At 70.9% G+C, this 24,568-nt stretch carries 22 protein-coding genes, 1 tRNA gene and 1 pseudogene; 17 read left to right on the top strand and 7 right to left on the bottom strand.

Annotated features, from left to right (window positions below; genetic code table 11):
• Positions 1–122: 122 nt before the first annotated feature.
• From ACWEOH_RS17975 to ACWEOH_RS17965, 3 genes are all read right to left on the bottom strand, one after another.
• Entirely contained in the window at positions 123–2,303 is a 2,181-nt protein-coding gene (locus ACWEOH_RS17975) for a glycoside hydrolase family 3 N-terminal domain-containing protein (protein WP_452033276.1), read from the bottom strand.
• A gap of 94 nt (positions 2,304–2,397) precedes the next feature.
• Complete coding sequence (locus ACWEOH_RS17970) at positions 2,398–3,687, bottom strand: ABC transporter substrate-binding protein (protein ID WP_452033274.1); 1,290 nt, start codon at positions 3,685–3,687, stop codon at positions 2,398–2,400.
• Between the two features lie 145 nt (positions 3,688–3,832).
• Positions 3,833–7,096 (bottom strand): glycosyl hydrolase, encoded by a 3,264-nt coding sequence (locus ACWEOH_RS17965; protein WP_452033272.1) that lies wholly within the window; start codon positions 7,094–7,096, stop codon positions 3,833–3,835.
• 153 nt (positions 7,097–7,249) lie between these two features.
• Between ACWEOH_RS17965 and ACWEOH_RS17960 the strand changes: the two genes are divergently transcribed.
• From ACWEOH_RS17960 to ACWEOH_RS17905, 12 genes are all read left to right on the top strand, one after another.
• Positions 7,250–8,215, top strand: a complete 966-nt coding sequence (locus ACWEOH_RS17960) for a carbohydrate ABC transporter permease (RefSeq protein ID WP_452033270.1) — start codon at positions 7,250–7,252, stop codon at positions 8,213–8,215.
• Positions 8,216–8,218: 3 nt separating this feature from the next.
• Complete coding sequence (locus ACWEOH_RS17955) at positions 8,219–9,055, top strand: carbohydrate ABC transporter permease (RefSeq protein WP_452033268.1); 837 nt, start codon at positions 8,219–8,221, stop codon at positions 9,053–9,055.
• A gap of 13 nt (positions 9,056–9,068) precedes the next feature.
• The gene (locus tag ACWEOH_RS17950) at positions 9,069–9,443 is read left to right on the top strand and encodes a nuclear transport factor 2 family protein (protein ID WP_452033266.1); all 375 of its coding nucleotides are present in this window, start codon (positions 9,069–9,071) and stop codon (positions 9,441–9,443) included.
• A 15-nt stretch (positions 9,444–9,458) separates the two neighbouring features.
• Positions 9,459–10,253 carry a TIM barrel protein gene (locus ACWEOH_RS17945; RefSeq protein WP_452033264.1) on the top strand — a complete coding sequence of 265 codons (795 nt, stop codon included), beginning with the start codon at positions 9,459–9,461 and terminating at the stop codon, positions 10,251–10,253.
• Entirely contained in the window at positions 10,250–11,818 is a 1,569-nt protein-coding gene (locus ACWEOH_RS17940; RefSeq protein ID WP_452033262.1) for a GMC oxidoreductase, read from the top strand. Before ACWEOH_RS17945 ends, ACWEOH_RS17940 begins: the two co-directional genes overlap by 4 nt.
• A 104-nt stretch (positions 11,819–11,922) precedes the next feature.
• On the top strand, positions 11,923–12,321 hold the full coding sequence (locus tag ACWEOH_RS17935) for a C-glycoside deglycosidase beta subunit domain-containing protein (protein WP_452033260.1): 399 nt from the start codon (positions 11,923–11,925) through the stop codon (positions 12,319–12,321).
• Positions 12,318–13,418, top strand: coding sequence for a sugar phosphate isomerase/epimerase family protein (locus ACWEOH_RS17930; RefSeq protein ID WP_452033258.1), 1,101 nt, complete (start codon positions 12,318–12,320; stop codon positions 13,416–13,418). The genes ACWEOH_RS17935 and ACWEOH_RS17930 overlap by 4 nt, the downstream gene beginning before the upstream one ends.
• A gap of 5 nt (positions 13,419–13,423) precedes the next feature.
• Entirely contained in the window at positions 13,424–14,452 is a 1,029-nt protein-coding gene (locus ACWEOH_RS17925) for a sugar phosphate isomerase/epimerase family protein (protein ID WP_452033911.1), read from the top strand.
• Positions 14,445–15,227 (top strand): nuclear transport factor 2 family protein, encoded by a 783-nt coding sequence (locus ACWEOH_RS17920; protein ID WP_452033256.1) that lies wholly within the window; start codon positions 14,445–14,447, stop codon positions 15,225–15,227. Before ACWEOH_RS17925 ends, ACWEOH_RS17920 begins: the two co-directional genes overlap by 8 nt.
• A gap of 11 nt (positions 15,228–15,238) precedes the next feature.
• Positions 15,239–15,655 carry a C-glycoside deglycosidase beta subunit domain-containing protein gene (locus ACWEOH_RS17915; RefSeq protein WP_452033255.1) on the top strand — a complete coding sequence of 139 codons (417 nt, stop codon included), beginning with the start codon at positions 15,239–15,241 and terminating at the stop codon, positions 15,653–15,655.
• Positions 15,652–16,857 carry a Gfo/Idh/MocA family protein gene (locus tag ACWEOH_RS17910; protein ID WP_452033253.1) on the top strand — a complete coding sequence of 402 codons (1,206 nt, stop codon included), beginning with the start codon at positions 15,652–15,654 and terminating at the stop codon, positions 16,855–16,857. Before ACWEOH_RS17915 ends, ACWEOH_RS17910 begins: the two co-directional genes overlap by 4 nt.
• 114 nt (positions 16,858–16,971) lie before the next feature.
• Entirely contained in the window at positions 16,972–18,885 is a 1,914-nt protein-coding gene (locus ACWEOH_RS17905; protein WP_452033251.1) for an FAD-binding monooxygenase, read from the top strand.
• A 77-nt stretch (positions 18,886–18,962) separates the two neighbouring features.
• Here ACWEOH_RS17905 and ACWEOH_RS17900 read toward each other — a convergent pair whose 3' ends face one another.
• Together ACWEOH_RS17900 and ACWEOH_RS17895 are read right to left on the bottom strand one after the other, a co-directional pair.
• Complete coding sequence (locus tag ACWEOH_RS17900) at positions 18,963–19,694, bottom strand: IclR family transcriptional regulator (protein ID WP_452033249.1); 732 nt, start codon at positions 19,692–19,694, stop codon at positions 18,963–18,965.
• Positions 19,695–19,727: 33 nt separating this feature from the next.
• A complete protein-coding gene (locus ACWEOH_RS17895) occupies positions 19,728–20,417 on the bottom strand; it encodes a uracil-DNA glycosylase (protein WP_452033247.1) in 690 nt (229 codons plus the stop codon).
• A 174-nt stretch (positions 20,418–20,591) separates the two neighbouring features.
• Here ACWEOH_RS17895 and ACWEOH_RS17890 point away from each other — a divergent pair.
• From ACWEOH_RS17890 to ACWEOH_RS17880, 3 genes and pseudogenes are all read left to right on the top strand, one after another.
• Positions 20,592–20,921, top strand: a pseudogene (locus ACWEOH_RS17890) (DUF7882 family protein).
• A 145-nt stretch (positions 20,922–21,066) separates the two neighbouring features.
• Positions 21,067–21,240 (top strand): hypothetical protein, encoded by a 174-nt coding sequence (locus tag ACWEOH_RS17885; protein WP_452033245.1) that lies wholly within the window; start codon positions 21,067–21,069, stop codon positions 21,238–21,240.
• A 68-nt stretch (positions 21,241–21,308) separates the two neighbouring features.
• Positions 21,309–21,509, top strand: a complete 201-nt coding sequence (locus tag ACWEOH_RS17880; RefSeq protein ID WP_452033243.1) for a hypothetical protein — start codon at positions 21,309–21,311, stop codon at positions 21,507–21,509.
• A 149-nt stretch (positions 21,510–21,658) separates the two neighbouring features.
• On the opposite strand, the gene ACWEOH_RS17875 is transcribed toward ACWEOH_RS17880, so the two are convergent.
• Positions 21,659–21,740: transfer RNA gene (locus tag ACWEOH_RS17875), tRNA-Leu, on the bottom strand.
• Between the two features lie 119 nt (positions 21,741–21,859).
• Here ACWEOH_RS17875 and zwf point away from each other — a divergent pair.
• Both zwf and ACWEOH_RS17865 read left to right on the top strand, forming a co-directional pair.
• Complete coding sequence (gene zwf / locus ACWEOH_RS17870) at positions 21,860–23,425, top strand: glucose-6-phosphate dehydrogenase (protein ID WP_452033241.1); 1,566 nt, start codon at positions 21,860–21,862, stop codon at positions 23,423–23,425.
• Positions 23,426–23,511: 86 nt separating this feature from the next.
• On the top strand, positions 23,512–23,910 hold the full coding sequence (locus ACWEOH_RS17865) for a PPOX class F420-dependent oxidoreductase (RefSeq protein ID WP_452033239.1): 399 nt from the start codon (positions 23,512–23,514) through the stop codon (positions 23,908–23,910).
• 56 nt (positions 23,911–23,966) lie between these two features.
• Here ACWEOH_RS17865 and ACWEOH_RS17860 read toward each other — a convergent pair whose 3' ends face one another.
• Positions 23,967–24,545 carry a CGNR zinc finger domain-containing protein gene (locus tag ACWEOH_RS17860; protein WP_452033237.1) on the bottom strand — a complete coding sequence of 193 codons (579 nt, stop codon included), beginning with the start codon at positions 24,543–24,545 and terminating at the stop codon, positions 23,967–23,969.
• Positions 24,546–24,568: the final 23 nt, after the last annotated feature.

Below are 24,568 nucleotides of genomic sequence, written 5' to 3'. Positions count from 1 at the left end.
AGGGAACGGTGCACTGCTCGCTCGTTCACCGGGGACACGAATCCCCTTTGCCCCCGCAACGTCGGCCGGCGTGGACGGCCGATCAGGAGGTCCGGCGCGGAGAACCCGCCGTGGCCCCGACCCTACACCTCGAGCACGACGAGTTCGACCGCCTGCGTGCGGTCGAGCGTGCCGCCCACGTGGATGCGGAAGAGCCCGGGCTCGACGACGAAACGCGCGGTCGCGGCATCCGTCGACCAGAAGCCGAGATGGGCCACGCCGAGCTCGAACCGCACGGTCACGGTCTCGCCCGGATCGATCGTGCGCCGCTCGAACGCGACCAGCCGGCGTACCGGCGGCGCGATGATCGCGACGACGTCCTCGAGGTAGGCCTGCACGACGTCGTCGCCCCGCCGAGCCGACGTGTTGGTGACGTCGAGCTCGAGCGTGACGCTGCCCCCGGCGCCGAGCACGTCGAGTCGCACCTTCGCATCCGACAGCCGCGGCTCGCCGTGCTCGAACGTCGCGTAGCCCGAGCCGTGCCCGAAGGCGAACTGCGGCCCCAGCTCGAGGTCGAGGTACTTCGACGTGTACTTCTCCTGCACGTTGTCGGGGCCGTGGAGTCCCACGTCGACGGTCGTCTCGGTGAGGCTGCCGCCGACCGTCGGCGGTCGACCGGTGCGTTCGTGGGCGTAGAAGACGGGCACCTGGCCCACCGAGCGCGGGAACGACATCGGCAGGCGTCCGGCGGGCTCCTCGTCGCCGAGCAGCACGTCGACGATAGCGGCGGATGCCTCGGTGCCGCCGTGCCAGGTTTCGAGCACCGTCGGGGCCTGGTCGATCCAGTCCGCGACGACGAGCGGCCGCCCGTTCTCGAGCACGACGACGAACGGCGTGCCCGTGGCGGCGACGGCCCGGATGAGGTCCTCCTGCCGCCCGGGGAGCCGCAGGTCGCTGCGCGACGCCGCCTCGCCCGAGAGCGAGCTCGGCTCGCCGGCGAACACCAGCACGAGGTCGCTCTCGCGGGCCGCGGCGACGACTCCCGCGATGCCCGCGTCGTCGTCGTCGAGGAAGCCGACGCCCCCGATCGCCCGTACGTCGGCGCGCGTCATCCGCGATCGGAGCTCGTCGACGATGGAGCCGGCCGGGGCGGCGAACGACTGCGTCCACGCGCCGAGGTGGTCGGTGGACTCGGCGTACGGACCCGTGACGAGCACCCGGCGCGGGTCGCGCAGCGGCAGCGTCCCGTCGTGCTTGAGCAGGACCATGGCCCGTGCGGCCGCCCGACGCACCAGCCCTCGCGCGTCGTCGGTCGGCTCGAGTCGCTCCGCGTCCTCGGGCACGTACGGATCGTCGAAGAGCCCGAGCGCCTCCTTCAGCGCGAGCACCCGGGCCACGGCGTCGTCGACGCGGGCGGGCTCGAGCCGTTCGGGGGCGATCGCCTCGGGCGGGAGGTCGGACGGCGCGCCGCCCATCTCGACGTCGAGCCCGGCCGCGTAGGCCTGCCGCACCGCGTCGTCGAGGTCGGCCGCGACGCCGTGCGGGAGCAGGTTGCGCACGCCGTCGGCGTCGCCGACGACCACGCCGCCGAAGCCCCACTCGCGCTTCAGCACGTCGGTGAGCAGGCGCCGGTTGGCGTGCATCGGTCGTCCGGCCACCGTGTTGAACGACGCCATGACCGAGGCGACGCCCTCGTCGACCGCCGCGCGGAACGGCTCGAGGTGCACGTTGCGCAGGCGGTGCTCCGAGGCATCCACCGCGTCGTAGTCGCGCCCGCCCTCGGCCTGGCCGTAGCCGACGAAGTGCTTGGCGCTCGAGGCGATGGCATCGGATGCCGCGAGCCCGTCGCCGCGGTACCCGCGCACCATGGCGCGGCCGAGCTCGGCCGTGAGGTGCACGTCCTCGCCGAAGCCCTCGACGACCCGGCCCCACCGCGGATCGCGCGAGACGTCGAGCATCGGCGAGAACGTCCAGGTCACGCCGGCCGAGCGGGCCTCGGCGGCGGCGAGCCGTGCGAGGTCGGCCACGAGCGCCGGGTCGAAGCTCGCGGCCTGGGCCAGCGGCACCGGGCCGATCGTCCGGTGCCCGTGGATGACGTCGAGCCCGACGAGGACCGGGATGCCGAGCCGGGTCTCCTCGAGTGCGACGCGCTGGAGGGCGTTGACCGCGGCTGCCGACCGCGGCCAGAACACGGAGCCGATGCCGTCGCGCACGAGCTGCGCGGCGTCGTCGAGCGACGGCCGGAACACGAGCTGCAGCTGGCCGAGCTTCTCGGCCCAGGTCATGCGGGCCAGGAGGTCGCGAATGCGCGGGCTGGGGGTCATGCTCGCTCCCGGTGAGTTCGAGGGGGTGGAAACGGGGTCGCCGCCCGGAGCGCGAGGCTCCGGGCGGCGACCGATCATCGACGGGGTGGCGGGATCAGCTGTCCCAGGCCGCGTCCATCTCCTCCAGCACCTGGTCGACGGTCTTCTGACCGGTGAGCAGGCCCTGGACGCCGACGCCGAGGGCGTCGTAGACGGCCGGGTTCGGCCAGGTCGAGTTCGGCAGCCCGGTGTAGGCGCCCGACTCGAGCAGGTCGGCGATGGGCTGGTACACGGGCAGCAGGGTGTCGGCGCTCACGCCCGTGATCGGCACGGCACCGGAGAGGTCGGCGTACTGCTGCGCCTGCTCGGGCTCCGCGACCCAGTCCAGGAACTCCTGCGCCGACGCCTTCGCGCCGTCCTCGGCCGCGGCGTTGATCGCCCAGGCGTAGTTGGCGGACGCGAGCGTGAAGTCGCCCTGGCCGTCGGCCGGCGGGAACGCCTGCATGTCGGTCTCGAGGCCGGCACCGGCGTTGATCGAGGTCGCGGCCGAGCCGGGCACCGCGGCGCTCAGCGACGTGCCGCCGCCGATGCCGTTGGTGATCGAGTCGAACGTTCCGCCGGCTGCGCCGTCCTGGAAGCAGCCGCCGTCGTTCATTGCGACGATGTCCTCGAGGGCCTGCTTCCAGCCGCTGTCGGCGAAGGTGACGTCGCCGGCCGCGCGCTGCTCGTTCCAGTCGGGGTCCGCCTCGTACACGCGGGTCGCCGCGACGATCTGCGCGAGGAGCCCCGTGTTGAACGCGACCGAGCCGGCAAGGGCGGTGAAGCTCTTGCCGCCGTCCTTGGCCGTGGTGCAGGCCGTCAGCAGGTCGTCGAACGTCGCCGGGAACTCGTCGACGCCGACCTCTTCGGCAGCGGCGGGGTTGTAGACGAAGCCGACGGGCGTCAGCGCGGTCGGCTGGCCGTAGATCTCGCCGTCGACCTCGTAGAGCGATTCGGTGCCCTCGGGGATGACTCCCGCCGAGGTCTCGTCGAGCGGCTCGAGGAAGCCCGCCTCGGCGAGCGTGATCACCGAGATCGGCTGCCCGGTTCCGGGGGAGAGGATCGCGACGTCGGCCGCGTTGCCCGCCTGGAACTGGGTGGTGACCTGCGTGTTGTACGCGTCGGAGGGGTAGGGGATCACCTCGATCTCGGTACCGGTCTCCTCGGTGTAGGCCTGGGCCATCTGGGCGTAGAAGTCATCCGCGTCGTTGGCCTGCGCGACCATGAGCGAGAAGCCGGCGGCTGCGCCGTCGGTGCTGCCTCCGCTGTCGCCGCCGCCGGAACAGCCGGCGAGGACCATGGCTCCGGCGACGGGCACTGCGAGGAGCGACCACCGGAGGGGCTTGGAGCTGGGGTGCTGTGGCATTTCGGACCTTTCCTGACGTCGTTGTCGCCAGCCCTGGCTGGCTCGGCCGCTGGCCGCAGATCCAGCCTGACACACATTCGCACGATTCTGACATTAGTATCGCTTATGCGGCGCAATAGTCCCGCTGATCCGGGGTTCGTCCGGTTCAGCGCGGGCTCGACCCGCGTCGCAGCGCCACCGGTCCGGCGAGCCCCGCGTCCAGCGGTTCGGCGGATGCCTCGAACACCGTCGTCATGGGCTCGAACACCTCGCCCGACGACGTGCCGGCCTCGGCGATCAGGCGATTGTGCCACGGGGTCACGACCTCGACCTCGAGCACGTTCGGGCCCGACCTCAGCGCCGCCGTGACGTCGACGCGGAAGGGAGCAGTCCACGCGACCCCGCAGTCGACGCCGTTCACCACGACGTGTGCAAGATCGCGCACCGCGCCGAGCTCGAGCACGAGCCGCTCGCTGTCGGCGGGGAGCGTGGCGAGCTCGAAGTCGAGCCGGTACGTGCCGGTGCCCGAGAACCCTCGCGCGGCCTCGTCGAGCTCCGTCCACAGCCGTGGTCCGTCGGGCATCGCGATCGGCGGCCGGCCGGGGAGCGCCAGCTGCCAGTCGCCGCGGAGCGGCACGAGGTCGGGCTCGGGCTCGGCGACGGATGCCGCGGGCACGCTCTCCGTCCTAGGGAGCACGAAGACCGATCCGAACGCCGGCAGCGACACCGTCGACCCGTCGGCCTCGGGCCCGACCTCGAGGGGCATCGAGCGCACCTCGACGGGATCCCAGGCGACGAGTCGCGTCCCCGCATCTGCTGGGCGCAGCCGGAGCTCGATCGCCTCGCGCGACGGGTTCGCCACGAACGTCACGAGCCGGCCGTCGATCACCCGGGCGATCCGCCGCACCGGTGGGCCCTCGACCTCCAGGGCGGGCCGGATGCCGAGGTCGGCCAGAGCGGCGCCGAGGTCCGAGGTGGCGATCACGCGCCCGCGCGTGCGCATCTCCGCCCAGATCCGGTCGCAGGCGGCGTCGACCTCGCGAGGATCGTCGGCGAGCGACGGCGACGCCTCGGGGCGGACGCCGACCATCGTCGCCCCGTCGTCGAGCAACCGCTCGATCGCCCGGAGCGTCGCGAGCGTCATCCGTCGACTGGACCCGCCGAGCAACAGCACGCGGTAGGCGGCGCCGTCGGCGACCAGTCGACCGCCCTCGACACGCAGGACGTCGGCGAGCGCGTCGCGGCCGACGTAGTCGAAGTCGAAGCCCTCGGGCACGCTCGTGTCGAACCGGTGCTCGAACAGGCCGGTGATCGGCGCCTCCTCGCCGACGAAGACGGCGACGTCGACCGCCGGGACGCCCGCGGCGAGCACCGCGGAGCACCGGGCGAGGTAGTCGATCCACGGCCTTGCATGCGGCGACCACGTCTCGTTGACGGTGAAGGCCTGCCCGAGGAAGGGTGCGAGCGCGATGCCGGGCGGGGGTGCCGCGATCGGCTGGTGGGGCGAGGTGTGGATGCAGAACCGGGTGACGCCGAGGGCGAGCTGCAGGTCGGCGACATGCTTCAGGGTGCGCGGCGTCCACGCCCACGGGCGGTCGAACGACGTGAACGCCTCGGCGCCGACCCGATGCTTGCCATGCACGTGGGCGACGGAGGCCGCGCCCTTCAGGTCGGCGACGTACGTGGGGAGTGGCCCGTCGACGGGATCGAACGTCCACATCGCGCCCATCGGCACGTCGGCGTGTGCGCGCATCGCGAGGTCGTCGCCGAGCTGCGGACGGCCGTCCTCGAGCGCCTCGGCGTAGTACGCCATGCCGCGGCGGTGCGCCTCGTCGGCGAGCGTGCCGTAGTACTCGTCGGCGAGGAGCTCCGCGATCGTGCGGCGCCAGTCGTAGAGGAAGCGGTCGGACTCGTCGGGCCCGCCGACGACCAGGCCCGCGAGCGCGGGGAGCCGCGGTGTCGCGTCGTAGCCCCGGCGCCGGCGGAAGTGGTCGAGGATCGCGTCCGTCCAGTTCTGCGGCCCTGCCTCGATGCTGTCGCTGAGCAGCGCGCCGAAGGGGGCTGTCGCGGATGGCGCGGGCGTGGCGGCATCCGGCTCGACCCCGAACCGGCGCAGGTGCGCGGCGAGGTACGACCGCACGCGCCCCCCGTCGAGCTTGTCGACCTCGAGGCCGGTCACGTCGGCCGGCGCAGGCCCGTTCGTCTGCCCGGTGAGCGAGGCGCCGAGGCGCAGGATCGTCCAGTCGCCCGCCGGAGCGTCCCAGCGCAGTGCGCCGTCGCGCACGTGTCCGGTCACGTCGACGACGGTCGACGGGTCGACGGATGCCGCGCCCGCCCCCGGATCGGTCGCCACCGCGAAGTAGTCGGGCACGACGCCGAAGCCCGCCTTCACCTCCGCGTGATGCACGCGCCCGCTGGCCCGGAGCGCGAACTCCGACACCTCGAACGTGGAGGCCTTCCGGAGGACGGGCGGTCGGCGCACGCCGGGCGCGACGGGCGGCAGGGCGTCGGCGGCGCTCGCGCCCGAGAGCACGAGGCGGAACCGGCGCGCGGTCACAGGAGGGAAGCTCGCGGTGCGGGCGGGGACGGTGGTCGCCCGCAGGTCGGCCACGTCGCGGTAGGCGACGCCGTCGTCGCTCGCCTGCAGCACGGCCGACGCCGGCGGCGCCGCGCCGAAGCCGCGCGGGCCCGGCAGCCCGACCGCCACCGAGCGGACGGTGACGGGTTCGGCGAACTCCTGCTCGATCCAGGCCGACGACCAGCCGTCGGGATCGCGTGGGAGCGACAGCGTCGGTCCGAACGACGCGTCGGTGAGGCATCCGGCATCGTCATCGTCGATCGGCGCGGACGCGTGCACAGCCGCGGGGGAGAGCACGTCGTGCGCCGGATCGGCCGGGTACGCGAGCACGCGCCAGTCGACCGAGAACGCGGCATCCGGGTCGACGGCGACACCCCACCGCGGGCAATCCTGGTAGAGGCCGGCGACCGCGGGAAGGGGCGGCAGCTCGACCTCGATCGGCCCGCCCCCGCGCACGACCCGCTCCGACCACACGACCTTCTTCATGGCGTCGACCGGCTCGACCCACGGGCCGCCGGCGGCGCTCCAACCCGACGACGTCGCGACGGCGAGCTCGAGGCCGAGCTCCGCAGCCGTGCGGGCGGCGGTGTCCACGGACTGGTCCCACGCCAGCGTGCCCGGCCGCACCGGCTCGGGAACCACGAGCGGCCCGCCCATGCCGCCGTCGAAGAGCTGCACGCCCCGCACGCCGACGCCGTGCAGCCAGCGCAGGTCGCGCTCGATGCCGGCCGGGTCGACATTGCCGTCCATCCAGTGCCACCAGGCTCGCGGACGTGCGTCATCCGGCGGGTCGACGAACGCGTCCCAGAGCGGATCGGATGGCGCGTCGGGCGTCGATGCCGGGTCTCCCATGGGGTGCCATCCTTCCAGCCGCACCGTGCGAACGGATCACCCCCGCACTTATACGCGATATCGAGATAACTAATGTGTGATTCAGACGCAAGTATGGGAAAGTGGCCATAGCGCCGATCGAACTGGGCGCGTGACGACGAGGTCAGAGAGCAGATGACAGTGACGATCGACGAGAGCAGCACTCGCACACTCACCGTGCCGCCCGAGGCGTGGAACACGCCGCCGCCGAGGAAGCACGGCAAGAAGCCGCTCATCAGCTTCGGCCACTGGTGGTGGGCGATGCCCGCCGTGATCCTGGTCATCGCGGTGCACTACGTCGCGACGCTGACGGGCGGGTTCTTCGCCTTCACGAACTGGACGGGCCTCGGCGACTGGGACTTCGTCGGCCTCGAGAACTTCCAGCGCATCTTCCAGGACCCGCTCCTCCTCGGCTCGGTCTGGAACACGCTCTTCCTGGCGTTCGGTTCGGTGATCCTCACGAACGTCCTCGGCCTGCTGTTCGCCCTCGCGATCAACCGCATGCTGAAGTCGCGCTACATCCTGCGCACCCTGCTCTTCATGCCCGTCGTCCTCAGCCCGCTCGCCGTCGCGTACGTCTGGAAGTTCATCTTCCAGTTCGACGGGCCCCTGAACGGATTCCTCGGCCTGATCGGGCTCGAGAGCCTGCAGCGGGTCTGGCTGGCCGACCCGACGTGGTCGATCTGGGCCATCCTCATCACCGTCGTCTGGCAGCAGACCGGCTTCACGATGGTCATCTACCTGGCCGGGCTGGCCAGCGTGCCGGTCGAGGTCGAGGAGGCCGCCGCGCTCGACGGCGCCGGCATCTGGGGGCGCTTCCAGTACGTCATCGTCCCGGCCATCCGCCCGTCGATCGCCATCGCGACCACGCTCGGCATCATCCAGGGCCTGCGCATCTTCGACCAGATCCTCGCCCTCACCGGCGGCGGTCCAGCCGGCGCGACTGAGACGCTCGCGACCCAGGTCTACAAGCAGGCGTTCTCGCTCGGCCAGTTCGGGTTCGGCTCGGCGCTCGCGCTCGTGCTCACCGTCATCATCCTGGCGTTCGCCATCCTCCAGCAGTACGTCACCCGCGACCGCGACGCGGCGGGAAGGGCCTGAGTCATGTTCCGCTACACCAAGGCCACCGCGGTCCGCGAGGTGCTCGTCTGGATCGTCACGCTGATCGGGCTCCTGCCCTTCTACCTGCTCGTCGTCACGGCGTTGAAGCCCGACGAGGAGGTGCTGACGACGAGCGCCGTCGCGCCGCCGTCGAACGTCACCTTCGATGCGTTCATCGAGGTGCTCACGACGACGGGCCGCAACAGCATCCCGATGAGCATCCTCAACAGCGTCATCATCACGGCGGGCGCGATCCTCGGCCTCGTGCTGCTCGGCTCGGTCGCGGCCTACGTGATCGCCCGACGGACCCGCACGTGGACGAACCTCACCTACTACCTGGTGCTGATCGCGATCATCCTCCCCGCGCAGCTCGGCACCGTGCCGCTCTACATCGGCGCGCGCTCGGTCGGACTCACGGGCAACGCGCTCGGCATGATCCTGCTCTGGATCGGCATCCTGCTCCCGCTGTCGGTGTTCCTCTACGCGAGCTTCTTCCGAGGACTGACGACCGAGTACGAGGAGGCCGCCGTGATCGACGGCGCCTCGCCCACGCAGACGTTCTTCCGCGTGGTGCTGCCGCTGATGTCGCCGGCCACCGGCACGGTCGCGATCCTCGCCGGCCTGATCGTCTGGAACGACTTCTTCAACTCGCTGATCTTCCTCGGCGGCTCGGAGACCCAGACGCTGCCCGTGGCGATGTACACCTACGTCGGCGGCCTCGTCTCCGCGTGGAACAAGATCTTCGCCGTCGTGATCATCTCGATGGTGCCGATCCTCCTCTTCTACATGTTCGCCCAGAAGCGGTTCATCCAGGGCTTCGCCGGCGGGCTGAAGGGCTGAGGGGGCGCAATCGATGAGCGCCGACCACCGCGCGGCGTTCGAGACGTTCGTCGACCTCTTCTACACGCAGAAGCGCGTAGCGGATGCCTTCGCCTTCCTCGTCTCGGACGACTACCGCCAGCACAATCCGACCATCGTCGACGGGCCCTCCGCCGCGATCGAGCTGCTGACGCCCAAGTTCGAGGGCTCGCCGGATGCCGCGTTCGAGGTCCAGCGGATCCTCGTCGACGGCGACCTCGCGATGGTGCACGTCAAGGCCACCCGACCAGGCGCTCCGGACGCCGCGGTCGCGGACATCTACCGATTCGAGGACGGCCGGATCGTCGAGCACTGGGACGTGCTGCAGCAGGTCCCAGTGCATGCCGTCCACGACCACCCGATGTTCTGACCACAGGAGATGCACGTGTACCAGCTCGCACCCAACATCGAACTCCTCTTCACCGAGGCCGGCGACTACCACGACCGCGTTCGCGCGGCGTCCGCCGCCGGCTTCACCGCCGTGGAGATGTGGGGTCCGACGGGCGTGGACGCCCCGGCGAAGCCCAAGGACCTCCCGGCGCTCAAGGCCGCACTCGTGGAGACCGGCACCCAACTGACCGCCCAGCTCTCGGAGCCGCGGACGCAGTTCATGATCCCGCCCAAGGACCACTCCGAGTTCTACCGCAAGCTCGACGAGGGCGTCGAGATCGCCCAGGATCTCGGCTGCCCGCGGATCGTCGTGGGCAGCGGAACGGGCTTCGGCGGCGCGAAGCGCCAGACCCAGCTCGACGAGCTCGTCGAGATCTACCGGAGGGCGATCGCGCAGATCGAGGGGTCGGGCATCACGCTCGTGCTCGAGCCCGTGAACATCCGCGTGGACCACCCGGGCGCGCTGCTCGACCGCACGAGCGAGGCCGTGTACGTGGCCCGCGGCGTCGACTCGCCGTTCTTCGGCGTGCTCTACGACATCTACCACTCGGCAGTCGAGGGCGAGGACATGGCCGCCGAGCTCGCGAACGCGGGCGCGCTCGTGAAGTACGTCCAGCTCGCCGACGCTCCGGGCCGCGGCGAACCCGGGTCCGGTTCGCTCGACTGGGCGGAGCGCCTCGGCATCCTGCGCGCGTCAGGGTACGAAGGCCCGATCGGGCTCGAGTACTACCCGACGCAGGAATCCGAGGCGTCCGTCGCGCTCATCCGCGAACTGTCGGTGTCGGCATGAGCGGCACCGACCTCGAGCGCGCCGCGCGCTACCCTGACGCGGTCGACGTCGCCATCGTCGGCAGCGGCCCCACCGGCGCCGCCTACGCGCGCATCCTCAGCGAGGAGGCGCCCGACCTGACGATCGCCATGTTCGAGGCCGGTCCGACCGTGTCGGACCCGCCCGGCGCGCACGTGAAGAACATCGAGGACCCCGACCGCCGCGCCGCGGCGCAGCGCGCGTCGGAGGGCCCGGGTGCCGGCGCCGACACCGTGAACTCGCCGGGCGCCGTGAAGAGCGGCGAGCGCCGCGCGCGGCCCGGCACCTTCCTCCTGGCCGACGGCTACGCATTCCCAGGCGAGGACGGCCTCCCCGTCGCCGCGATGTCGACGAACGTCGGCGGGATGGCCGCGCACTGGACCGCGGCCTGTCCGCGTCCAGGCGGCAGCGAGCGCATCGCGTTCCTGCCCGACCTCGACGCCCTCCTCGACGAGGCCGACCGGCTCCTCGGCGTGACGACCGACGCGTTCGACGGCTCGCCGTTCGGCGCGGTCGTGCGCGAGCGGCTCGCCGAGGCCGTCGACGAGGGCCGATCGCCGGCGACGCAGGTGCAGCGGATGCCGCTCGCCGTGCACCGCCGCGAGGACGGCCGCCTGGTGTGGTCGGGCTCCGACGTCGTGCTCGGCGACGCGACCCGCGCCAACGCGAACTTCCGCCTCGTCGACGAGTCGCTCGTCACGCGCGTGCTCGTGGATGGCGACCGGGCCGCCGGCGTCGAGGTGCGCGACGTCCGCACGGGGGAGACCCACCGCGTGCGCGCCCGCGCCGTCGTCGTGGCGGCCGACGCGCTGCGCACGCCGCAGCTGCTGTGGGCCTCGGGCATCCGTCCCGACGCGCTCGGGCGGTACCTCAACGACCAGGCCCAGGTCGTGTTCGCATCGCGCATCCGCGACGCCGAGCGGCTCCTGGCCGGTGCCGGCGGCGAGCGTGGCGCCCGCGAGCAGGTGGCCGCCGAGGGCGCCCTGAGCGAGCAGAGCGGCGTCAGCTGGGTGCCGTTCACCGACGACGTGCCGTTCCACGGCCAGATCATGCAGCTGGATGCCTCGCCGGTGCCGCTCGCCGACGACGACCCGATCGTGCCGGGCTCCATCGTCGGCCTCGGACTCTTCTGCGCGAAGGACCTGCAGCGCGACGACCGCATCGAGTTCGCCGACGACGCGACCGACGCCTACGGACTGCCCGCGATGCGCATCCACTATCGCCTGACCGACCGCGACCACGAGGTCATCGACCGGGCACGCGAGGAGATCGTGCGGCTGGGCGCCGCCGTCGGCGACCCGCTCGACCCGCGCCCGTTCACGATGCCGCTCGGTGCGTCGCTGCACTACCAGGGCACCACGCGCATGGGCGCCGTCGACGACGGCGAGAGCGTGTGCGGCCCCGACAGCGAGGTCTGGGCCATACCCGGCGTCTTCGTCGCGGGCAACGGCGTCATCCCGACGGCCACGGCCTGCAACCCGACGCTCACGAGCGTGGCCCTCGCCATCCGCGGCGCGCGCCGGATCGCGAGCGACCTGGCCGCCTGATTCTGCGGGCGCCGTCTTGCTTATGTCGAAAACAGACATTAGAATGAGGAAATCATGACAAAGAAGTCCGGCGGGATGCATCCGCCACTGACGAGGAGGTCCCGGTGATCCCCGATCGCATCATCGAACAGGGCACGCTCACGACCGACGGCGCCCGCAGCGCGGTCGAGGTGCGGCTGCCGTGGTACCGGGCGCTGCCCGGCTCGTGCATCGCCGGCGCGGGACTCCGCGTCGACGGCGTCGCCGCCCCGAAGGACTCGCTGCGCTGGACCATGAACGGCCGCACGTTCACCTTCGAGGAGCTCGTCGACGAGACCGAGGAATGGTGGTTCCCCACCGACTCGGTCGTGCTGTCGGGTGACGTGCCCGTCGCATCGGGGGAGGCCGACCACGAGGTCGACGTCGACCTCACGCTGTACATCCCCTACATCGTCATCGGCGAGAACGAGGTGCTCCACATCGAGGAGCACGACACCAAGACCATGAAGGCGGTGCAGTCGTGACCCAGCTCGGCACGCCCGTGCAGGGCGTCACCCTCTACAGCTTCACGCGTGCGTTCCACGGCCGTGAGTACGACCTCGAGGGCCTCGTCCGCAAGGTCGCGGCCGACGGCTACGGCCCCGGTCTCGAGATCATCGGCTTCTCGAGCTTCCGCGGCTTCCCCGAGATCGACGACCGCTTCGCCGGCCGGTTCCGCGACCTCGTCGACGAGGTCGGCCTCGTCACCACGTCGCTCGCGGTGAACGCCGACATCGGCATCCACCGCGACCGGCTGCTCACCCAGGACGAGCTCATCGAGTACATGCGCCGCCAGATCGAGGCGGCCGCGAAGCTCGGCTTCCCGATCGCTCGCGTGCAGATCTCGCTCACGCCCGACTCCATGGAGCAGCTCGCGCCGATCGCCGAGCGCTACGGCGTCACGCTCGCGCTCGAGGTGCACGCCGACCAGTACGCGTCGCACCCGCGCATCCTCGCACTGCGCGACCGCTACGAACATGTCGGCTCGCCGTTCCTCGGCTTCACCGCCGACTGGGGCGCCACCGTCACGGGCTTCGCGCCCTCGCTGCTCGAGGCGTACCGCCGCCGCGGCGCCTCCGACGAGCTGCTCGCGCAGGTCGTCGACCTCTGGAACACGTTCGCCGAGCAGGGCCCGCCGGCCGACCAGGCGGAGCACGGGCAGCGGTTCGGCGCGTTCATCGGACTCGCCGCCCGCAACGGGCGACCCGACCTCGGCATCGACTTCGCGATCAACGGCACCGGCCTGTTCGGTCCGGCCCGCGTCGACGACTGGCTCGAGATCATGCCCTGGATCCGCCACGTGCACGGCAAGTTCTTCGGCATCGACGAGCGCGGCGAGGAGCCCTCGGTTCCCGTGCGCGACCTCGTGAAGCTCCTCGTCGACAACGGCTACTCGGGCGCGATCTCGAGCGAGTACGAGGGCTGGCACTGGAACTTCTGGCAGAGCCCGTTCGACATCATCGCGGCCGAGCAGGCCGTGCAGCGATCGGCGGCGAACGACGCCGGCTCGCGCATGATCACGGATGCCGCGGAGGCGCGGCGCGTCCTCGACACCCATCTCAGGAAGGCGGTCCAGGCATGACCGACATCACCGACGGCATCGCCGGAACGGGCATCAAGCTCGGCACCACCCTGTACTCGATGACCAGCGAGTTCGCGGCGGGGCTCTACACCCCCGGGACGCTCATCACGGCGGTGCACGACGAAGGCATCGGCCCGGGCGTCGAGTTCAACATCGCCCAGCTGCTGCGCACGTATCCCGACGTGGATGCCGACTTCGTCAGGCTCTGGTTCGACTCGCTCGAGCAGTACGGCCTGGAGGCGAGCGCCGTCGGCACCAACCTCGACATGGGCCGTCGCAAGGACCGCGACATGACGCCGGACGAGGAGCACGACTTCCTCGCGCGCCAGCTCGAGACCGCCCACACCCTGGGCTTCACGACGGTGGTCATCCGCTCGGCCGGCAAGGAGCTGCTCCGCAGCCTCCTGCCGCTCGCCGAGCAGTACGACCAGCGGCTCGGCTACGAGATCCACGCGCCGTCCGGCCCGAACGACCCGAAGGTCATCGCCATCCGCGAGCTGTACGAGGAGCTCGGCAGTGATCGGCTCGGCTTCACCGCCGACTTCTCGTCGACCATGCACAGCCTCTCGCCCATGCTCCTGCGGACGTTGAGCCAGATGGGCATGGACGAGAAGCACTTCCCGGTCATGGAGGAGATCTGGCACGAGCCGACCCCCATGCACGTGCGCAACCAGAAGTTCGAGGACTACCTCACCGGCGAGGGCGTCGACCCGCTCACCTTCGGGCCGTTCACGCGTCTCGCGTTCAACATGCACGGGCTCGTGCCGCCCGAGGAGTGGCTCGACATCATGCCGCAGATCTTCCACGTGCACGCGAAGTTCTACGACATCGACGCGAACGGCGACGAGCCGGCGATGGACATCCCGCGCATCGTGAAGCAGTTCGTCGACGGCGGCTACACGGGCTACCTCTCCAGCGAGTGGGAGGGGCACGCGTTCGCCGACCTCGGCGAGGCCGACCCGATCGACCTCGTGAAGAAGCAGCACGCGCTCATGCGTCGTGCGATCGAGCAGGAGGCGGCCGCCCGTGTCTGAGCAGCTCACCGAGGCATCCGTCGCTGGATTGCAGGCCGAGATCGAGCGGCTCCGCGGCCAGGTCGAAGACGCGACCCGGCTCGCCCGCCGCGCCGCCGACCGGGGCGAGGTCGAGAACCTCTTCAACCGCTACATGTACCTGCACAACGCCTTCCAGGACGAGCAGATCATCCCGCTGTGGGTGAAGCGCGGCACGCCCGGCATCCGCGCTCGGTACACGAACGCGGGCCAGTACACCGACTACGACAGCGTCATCCGCTACCACCAGGGGCGGCCGACGCCGGTCGGCAAGCTGATCCTGCACGCGACGACCACGCCGGTCATCGAGGTCGCCGCCGACGGCGAGACCGCGAAGGGGGTGTGGATCATGGCCGGCACGGAGTCGGGGCTCACCGACCCCGAGGTCGCGACGGCCTTCCCCGACATGTACTCGCCCGGCGACGTGCAGGGCAAGAAGGTCTGGGCGCACTGGGTGTGGTGCAAGTACGCGATCGACTTCCTCCGCCAGGACGGCGAGTGGAAGATCTGGAAGTTCCGCTGCTACGAGCTCGCGCGCGCCCCGTTCCACGAGGACTGGATCAGCTTCGGCGAGAAGAACCAGGCCGCCTTCGACCTCGACCTCATGTACTTCGGCGACGACGGCAAGCCCGTCTTCATGCCGCCGGCCGACGAGCCGGTGCCGACCGAATACCACCCGTACAACCCCTCGACCCGTCAGACGCTCGAGCCGGCACCGCCCGTGCCGCACGAGACGTTCACCGACACGTTCAAGTAAGGCAGGCATCCGTGGCCACGCACAATTCGCTCTTCTCCGAGCAGGACGTCCGCCGCACCGAGGACGGCATCGCCGTCTCGGTGCAGCTGCCCTGGTACCGCAGCCTCTGGCTCTCGGCCGTCGACGACGTCGCGGTCACCGTCGACGGCGAGGCGATCCCGACGGATCGGCTGCGCTTCGCGTTGGAGGGCCGCGAATACCGGATCGAGGAGCTGCCGGAGCAGTGGGACACGCTCTGGTTCGTCGCCGACCGTCCCGACGTGCTGGTCGACCTCGGCCGCGCGCCCGAGCACGGCGAGGAGCTCACCGTCGAGGTCGTGCTGACCATGCGACTCCTCTACATGCAGATCATGCCGGGCGTCGACGGCGGCCCCGGTCGCTACGTCACCAACCGGGTGCCCGTCGAACGAGAGGTGGTGCTCGCATGACCCAGCGACGGACTCAGGGGCCGCTGCGCGTGGCGATGATCGGCCACGGCTTCATGGGCGCCGCCCACTCGCAGGGCTGGCGCACGGCGCCGCGCGTGTTCGGCCTGCCCGCCGAGCCCGAGATGGCGGTCATCGTCGGCCGCAACCCCGAGACCGTCGCCGAGTCGGCGGCGAAGTGGGGCTGGGCCGAGTGGGCGACCGACTGGCGCGAGGTCATCGCGCGTGACGACATCGACATCGTCGACATCGTCACGCCGGGCGACTCGCACGCCGAGATCGCGATCGCCGCGCTCGACGCGGGCAAGCACGTGCTGTGCGAGAAGCCCCTCGCGAACACGGTCGACGAGGCCGAAGCCATGGCGGATGCCGCGGCTCGCGCGGCGGCTCGGGGCATCCGTGCCATGGTGGGCTTCACCTACCGGCGCGTGCCGGCCGTCACGTTCCTGCGCGACCTCATCGCGCAGGGCGCGGTCGGACGCATCGCGCAGGTGCGTGCGAGCTACCGCCAGGACTGGCTCGTCGACCCCGAGATGCCGCTCGCGTGGCGCCTGCAGAAGGAGCACGCCGGATCGGGCGCGCTCGGCGACATCGGCGCGCACGCGATCGACCTCGCCCAGTTCGTCACCGGCCTGAAGCTCGAGCGGGTATCGGGCGTCGTCGACACGATCGTGAAGCAGCGCCCGCTGCTCGGCAGCGGATCGGGCCTGAAGGGCACGGCCGCCGACGGCTACGGGGAGGTCACGGTCGACGACGTCGCGATCTTCACCGGGCGGTTCGACAATGGCGTGCTGGGCTCGTTCGAGGCCACCCGGTTCGCGACCGGGCGCAAGAACGCGCTCTCGATCGAGGTGTCGGGCGACAAGGGCGCGCTCGCGTTCGACCTCGAGGACCTCAACACGCTCTCGTTCTACGACCGCACGAAGCCCAACCAGACGCAGGGCTTCACGCGGATCCTCGTGACCGAGTCCGAGCATCCCTACGTCGGCGCGTGGTGGCCGGCCGGGCACATGCTCGGCTACGAGCACGGGTTCTCGCACCAGGTGAAGGACCTCGTCGAGGCGATCGTCGACGGGTTCGACCCGCATCCGACGTTCGCCGAGGGCCTGCAGGTGCAGCGCGTGCTCGCCGCGGTCGAGCAGAGCTCGGAGCACGAGTCCGCCTGGGTGCGCGTGGGCAGCGATGCACTGACGCCCGCCGCGTAGCATCCGGCTTGCTCCACTGTGTGACGCGCTCTACCATCGATATGCGCGATATGTGAATGTCATGTTCGATAATCGAACACCGATCGCCGCCACACGATGGAGTGAGGAGAGCCCGTGCAGTTCCACCACCACGGCTACGTGTCCGGAGACCCCCGGGTGAAGCCCGCCGCGGGCGTCGGGTTGGACCGGCCCGAGGAGCTTCCCGACGAGGTCGACGTGCTCATCGTCGGCGCCGGTCCGGCGGGCATGATCGCCGCGGCGCAGCTGTCGCAGTTCCCCGACGTCATGACGCGCATCGTCGACCGCCGCCCGGGCCGGCTCGAGATCGGGCAGGCCGACGGCATCCAGGCGCGCAGCGTCGAGACGTTCCAGGCGTTCGGGTTCGCGCAGGAGATCATCGCCGAGGCGTTCTGGCAGACCGAGATGGTGTTCTGGAAGCCCGACCCGGCCGACCCGTCGAGCATCGTGCGGGTCAAGCGCACGCCCGACGACCCCGCCGGCGTCAGCGAGTTCCCGCACCTGCTCGTCAACCAGGCGCGCGTGCTCGACTACTTCGGCGACGTCATGGCGAAGTCGCCCACGCGAGCGAAGCCCGACTACGGTTACGACTTCGAGCGCCTCGAGATCGCCGACGAGGCCGACGGCGCCGAGTACCCGGTCACGGTGCACCTCGTGCACACCGCGGGGGAGCACGCGGGCGAGCCCCGCGTCGTGCGTGCCAAGTACGTCCTGGGCTCCGACGGCGCGCGCAGCAAGGTGCGCTCGGCGATCGGATGCCACATGGCCGGCGACCAGGCCAACCACGCGTGGGGCGTCATGGACGTGCTCGCCGTCACCGACTTCCCCGACATCCGCCTCAAGGCGTCGATCCAGTCCGAGGCCGGCAGCATCCTGCTCATCCCACGCGAGGGCGGCTACCTCTTCCGCATGTACGTCGACCTCGGCGAGGTGCCGCTCGACGACCACCATCACGTGCGCCAGACCACCATCGAGCAGATCATCGCCCGGGCCAACGAGATCCTGCACCCCTACACGCTCGACGTGAAGGACGTCGCGTGGCACAGCGTCTACGAGGTGGGCCACCGCCTCACCGACCGGTTCGACGACGTCGAGACGGATGCCGCAGGCACCCGCACCCCGCGCGTGTTTATCGCCGGCGACGCCTGCCACACGCACAGCGCGAAGGCGGGCCAGGGCATGAACGTGTCGATGCAGGACGGCTGGAACCTCGGCTGGAAGCTCGGCCACGTGCTCGAGGGCCGCGCCCCCGAGGCGCTGCTCGCCACGTACTCCGCCGAGCGCCAGGTCGTGGCGCAGAGCCTCATCGACTTCGACAAGCAGTGGTCCTCGATGATGGCGAAGAAGCCCGAGGAGTTCTCGTCGCCCGACGAGCTCGAGGAGTTCTACGCGGCGACGTTCGAGTTCCCGGCTGGCTTCATGACCCAGTACGCGCCGTCGCTCATCGTGGGCGCAGGGCAGCACCAGGCGCTCGCCGACGGCTACCCGATCGGCAAGCGGTTCAAGTCCGCGATGGTCACGCGCGTGTGCGACGGCAACCCCGTCCACCTCGGTCACCACGCGACGGCCGACGGCCGGTGGCGCATCTACGTGTTCGCCGACGCCGCACGCGCGGGCGACGCATCCGCCGTCGCCGACCTCGCCGACTGGCTCGCGACCGCGCCCGACTCGCCGCTCGCAGCGACGCCCGAGGGTGCCGACCGCGACGCGTGGTTCGACGTGAAGGTCGTCTACCAGCAGGCCTACACCGACGTCGACCTCGGCGCCGTGCCGCGGGTGTTCCTGCCGGCGAGCGGGCCGTTCCAGCTCACCGACTACGAGAAGGTGTACGCCGCCGACCCGGCCGACGACGTCTTCGAGCAGCGCGGCATCGACCGCGGGGGAGCCGTCGTGGTGGTGCGTCCCGACCAGTACGTGGCGAACGTGCTTCCGCTCGCGGCCACCGACGAGCTCGCGGCGTTCTTCCGGCCGATCCTCTCGGCGAGGCAGGCGCAGCCGGCGAGGGCGTGAGGCGGCGCGGCCGCGCGGTGCCGGCGTGCGCGGTCGGTCCTCAAGCGCCCGTCCTCAGGCGCCGAGCGCGCCCGTCCTCAGGCGCCGAGCGCGCTGCGGATCGACCGCGACGCGGATGTGAGCCGCTCGGCGATCTCGGGGTCGGTCCGCCCGCTCGACACGTAGACGACCGCGAGCGCGGCCGGCTGCCCGCTCGGCAGCTGCAGCGGCACGGCCGTCGACCGCAGGCCGGGGATGACCTCGTCGTGGCTGATCGCGTAGCCCTGCGACCGGGCCTCCTCGAGCTCCACCCGGTGCGCGGCATCCACGTCGCCCCACTCGCCCTGCGGCGTGAGCGTGCGGATGACCTTGCCCGGTGCGCCGACGCCGATCGAGTGCCGCGTGCCCGGACGCTGCGCGACCGACGCGATCGCGTGGCGCGGCTCGACGCTCGTGAGCGTCACGATCTCATCACCGTCGAGCACCGCGAGGAAGCACGTCATGCCGAGGTCGTTCGCCGCGGCCGTGAGCTCGGGCAGCGCTTCGGCCTGCAGGTCGTGCGCGACGCCCGCTGCGAGCGCGGCGAGCCGGGCCCCCAGGGTGATCCGTCCGCGCGCGTCGCGCACGGTGAGGCGGTGCGCCTCGAGCGTGCGCAGCAGCCGGTAGGCGACCGAGCGATGCACGCCGAGCCGCTGCGCCAGCTCGTCGATCGAGAGCGGCTCGCGCGCATCGGCGAGGATCTCGAGCACCCGGATGCCGCGCGACAACGTCTGCGAGTGGGTTCCGGGCGTGGTCTCGTCGGTGGCGGCGGGCATGGGCTCCTGCTTCATCAGTCGAACAGTGTGTTCGATTTTAGAACAGGGCTAGTTGATCACGCCATCGTCGAGCAGCGCACGCAGCCCGTTCGCGAACTCGACGCGTCCGCCGTGAGCCGGGTGCCGCACGCGAGGCACCGAGCGGCCGGCTCGCGCAAGCGCCTCGGCGGCGACGTTGCCGACGGCGACGATCGAGCGGATCGGGAAGATCCGCTCGAGCTCCTGCCACGACCACGTCCAGGCTGCGGTCTCGGCGGTGGTGGGCTTGCGATTCGTGAGCGGCGCGCCCGGCCGATGCGGATGCAGCGGGTAGGCGCTCCACAGAAGTGGCACGACGTCGAGCTCGACGAGCGTCGTCCACATCACGGTCGCGGTCGGCTCGGCGGCGACCCCGGGCAATGGGTCGGGCAGTTCGTAGCCGTTGGCGGTGCCGAGCAGGTCGAACTCCGGGACGCCGCGGGCGAGGATCGCCGTGTTCGTGAACGGCACGCCCGTGATGCGCATGCCCCGATAGCCGGGCGCCTCGCCGACGAGTAGCGTCGTGGGGCCGCGCTCGGCGAGCTGTTCGAGGTACCGGGTGAGGTTGCGCCGTCGCACGGCGTTCGTCGGATCGGACCGGTCGAACATGTTGGCGGCGTTCGGTCCGGCCGCGGCATCCGCGACGCGCTCGACGAAGGCGTCGATCGCGGCGCTCATCGGGTCGCCCGTCGCTCGCGTTCGGTCGATGCGGAGTGCCATGCGCGCATGCCCTCCACCGTAATCGGGCTGAGCGCAAGCCCCTCCGCCCCGCATCCCCGTGCGTTGACGTCGGCTTCGCCATCGTCTTCGTGGATGTGATCGTCTACCTGATGTTCAAGCGACGCCATTGGTTGCGACGACGATTCCGGCGGGAGAGGCCTCGGCGCTACCCTGATGCCGACCGGGAGCCAGACCGGGGTGGCACCGATTGGCTCGCTCTTCCACGACCGCACCGCGGAGTTCGAGATCGACGACCGCTCGCTCTCGCACCTGCAGGTCGTCATCCTGAACAAGCTGTGACGAAAGGAGTCGTTCGCGCTCGACCTCGACGACGGCACCAGGCTCGAGACCGTCTGGATCAACGAGAGCACCCCGCTCGAGTTCGGGTACGTGGGCAACCGGCAGCCCGTGCTCAATCAACTCTGGCTCGAGACGATGGCCGGCGAGGCGGGCCTGAACGGCCTGCTGCGACTCACGCCCGAGCCGTGCACGGCCGAGGGCTGACGCCCTGCATGCCTCCGTCGCCGAGTCAAGGGCTCGCTTCTGGTCGCCATGTCGAGATAGACAGGCAAGGTTGCACAGCACGCGACCCGAACGCGAACGGAGACTTGAATTGAGCACGTCAACGGAGGGCCCGCATATCCGGGGCATGATCAGCGATCGAGAGGCCGGAGGTCTGCTCCTGGCGTTCCTGGGGGCGGTGATCCTCGTGCTGGCCGTTGCCACCATGCCCCTGGCACCCGTCGACACCACGAGCACGCCGACCGAGAGCACGAGCATGCACGGGACCCCGGCCAACACCGAGCTCGATTCGACCCGGTGATCGCCATCCCGCCACGAGACCCGCATGGGGGTCTGACGACCTCGCGAAGTGCGGCGTAGCATCCCCGCATGCCCGAGCTCCTCGCCCTCATCGGGTTGGTCGTCTTCATCGGCTCCACGCTGTTCTTCGCGCTGAGACCGACGCTGAGGCACCGTCGCGATGCCCGTGCGGCCGCCCGAGCGGAGTGGCTCGCGATGGGCGCGGTCGTCGACGACCCCGCGACGCGACGCTCGACTCGCGCAGCTGACCCGATGATCCCGGGGCGATGACGCAGGGTTCGTCCTTGCCGCCGCCCTTGTCGTTGTTGCCGCCGTCGCCCTGGTCCTGTTGGTGCTTCACGACCACGCTACGACTCGCGATGCGTGCGCGGAACGGAGAGGCACGCAGAACGAAGGGGAGGCAGGCACTTCGGCGTCAGTGCGGAAGGAGGGACTTGAACCCTCACGCCCGAAGGCACAGGAACCTAAATCCTGCGTGTCTACCGATTTCACCACTCCCGCAAGTGCCCGTTCAGTCTAGGCGTCACGTCCGCGGCACTGGCGGGCGCCGCCCGCGTCGTGGGACGATCGGCCACGAGCGGTCGGGTACTGAACGCCCGCCCGAGCGACGGGGGGCCACGATGGCGACGAACGCGGATGCCTCGAACGACACGGCACCGGCCACGGATGCCGCGAGCGGCACGAACGCGACGGATGCCGCGACGGGAGCTGGTGCGACCACGGATGCCACGACGGGTGCGCCGGCCCAGACGGCCGCGAACGCGCCCATGGACCGCATGTTCGCGAGCCGCCAGGGCGTGACCGGCGCCCGCGGCGACGTACTCGTGATCTTCGGACTCACGGGCGACCTCGCACGCGTCATGACGTTCCGATCGCTCTACCGCCTCGAGCGGCGGAACATGCTCGACGTGCCCATCGTCGGCGTGGCCGTCGACGACTGGACCGTCGACCAGCTCATCGAGCGCGCCCGCACGTCGATCGTCGCGACTGGGGAGCCGCTCGACGAGGACGTCTTCGCCCGCCTCGCCGCCCGGTTCAGCTACGTCTCGGGCGACTTCGCCGACGACGCCACGTACACCAGGGTCGCCGCCGCGATCGAGGGCAAGCGGCATCCGGTGTTCTACCTCGAGATACCGCCGAACCTGTTCGCGACCGTCGTGAAGGGGATCGCCGGCGCCGGGCTCGTGACGGGCGCCCGCGTGATCGTCGAGAAGCCGTTCGGACACGACCTCGCGTCGGCCCGCGCGCTCGCCGCCGACCTGCACCAGTACGTCGACGAGTCGCAGCTGTTCCGCGTCGACCACTACCTCGGCAAGATGGGCCTCGAGGAGATCCTCTACCTGCGGTTCGCGAACACGATGCTCGAGCCCGTCTGGAACCGCAACTACGTGAAGTTCGTGCAGATCACGATGGCCGAGCAGTTCGGGCTCGACAACCGCGGCCACTTCTACGACCCCGTCGGCGCCCTGCGCGACGTCGTCGTGAACCACCTCATGCTCGTCGTCGCGGCCACCGCCATGGAGGCGCCCGCTGGCGGGGATCCCACCACGCTGCAGGACATGCAGACGTCACTGTTCCGAGCGATGGCGCCCGCCGATCCGCGCGCCTACGTCCGCGGCCAGTTCGAGGGCTACCACGACCTCCCGGGTGTCGCGCCCGACTCGACGACCGAGACGTTCGCGGCCCTGAGGCTCGAGATCGAGAACTGGCGCTGGTCGGGCGTCCCGTTCCTCATCCGCACGGGCAAGCTCCTGCCACTCACGCAGACCGAGGTGCGACTCGTCTTCAAGCCGTCGCCGAAGCTCGGCTTCGGGCTTCAGAACGCGTCGACCGCGCCGGACGAACTGGTGTTCCGGATCAGCCCGAACACCGGCGTGCGCATCGTGCTCAATGCGAAGCGAGCGGATGCCCCGCTCCCGAGCCCCATCGAGCTCGACATGCAGTTCGCGGAGGAGGGCGGCGACGGGCCTACCCCGTACGAGGTGCTGCTGCACGCCGCCCTGATCGGCGCGACCCCGCGCTTCGCCCGGCAGGACACCGTCGAGGCCGCGTGGCGGGTGCTGCAGCCGCTGCTCGACTCCCCGCCGCCCGTGCACACCTACAAGCCGGGCACTTGGGGTCCGCCGCAGGCCGAGTCGGTCGCCGCCGACCTCGGCGGCTGGCGCGCGCCCTGGACGGGCGACTGACCGGCGACGGACGGGCGTGTCGCTCGCGGCATCCGCCTCGAGCCGCCGTGCACGTGACGGATGCCGCGGTGCGCTTGACTGGAGGGATGACCCACGGACTCACCGACCACTTCGCCCGCATCCTCGACGCGCCCGTCTTCGGGCACCTCGCCACCGTGCGCAAGCACGGCACCGTGCAGGTGAATCCCATGTGGTTCGAGTTCGACCGCGAAGCGGGGGTCATCCGCTTCACGCACACGACCAAGCGGGCGAAGTTCCGCAACCTGCAGCACGACCCGCGCATGACGCTCGAGGCGCTCGACCCCGAGAGCCCGTTCCGGTACGTCGAGGTGCGCGGCCGGCTCACCGAGGTGGTGCCCGACCCCGAGGGCGCCTTCTACGTGCACCTCGCGAACCGCTACGGCGATCCGGATGCCCCGGCGCCGGCCGACAAGTCCGACCGCGTGATCCTCGTGATGCAGGTCGAGAAGGTCAACGGCCGCTGAGGCGTGCATGCACGACCTCGCTCGGCGTCGCGTAAGCGATGGAGTGAGCGGTCAGCTCAGGAGCTCGCCGCTGCTCGAGCCTGGGAGCGCTTGGCGACGTAGCGCCGGATCTTCTCCTGCTTTCCGCAGTCGTCCATCGAGCACCACCGGCGCGTTCCGTTCTTCGTCGCGTCGAGGAACACGAATCCGCAGCCGGGGCAGGCCTTCAGGCGCTCGGTCGCACCGGTGGCCAGCAGGTCGACGGCGGCACCGGTGAGCTCCCACAGTGGCGCGCGGAACGTGTTCGGCTCCCACGTCCAGGTGAGCCGCTGCCCGTCGAACGTCGGGACGGCTCGTTCGACGGCGTCGCCCCATGCCGCCTGGAGGGCCCCGAGGGCATCCGGGTCGGGGTCCCGATGATCCGCGATCGCCTCGATGATCGATCCGATGGCACCCCGCACTGCGGCGGCTTCTTTCAGGAACGCGCGCTCCTGCGCCTGAGACGGCGGATTCGGCGCCGCCGCCTGAGCCGAGGCGACGCCGGCGTGCGCGCACCAGGCCAGGAACTCCGGAGCCGAGACGAGCACGTCCTCCGAGGGGTCCCCGCGCGACATGACCTCGGTGTTGACGAAGTCGAGCGCGACATGCCCGCCCACCAGGCGGGGAAATCGTTCCGCTC

This window comes from Agromyces sp. NPDC004153, assembly GCF_053603635.1.
The sequence above is the reverse complement of the archived record's forward strand: the minus strand, read 5'-3'. Positions and strand labels throughout refer to the sequence as shown.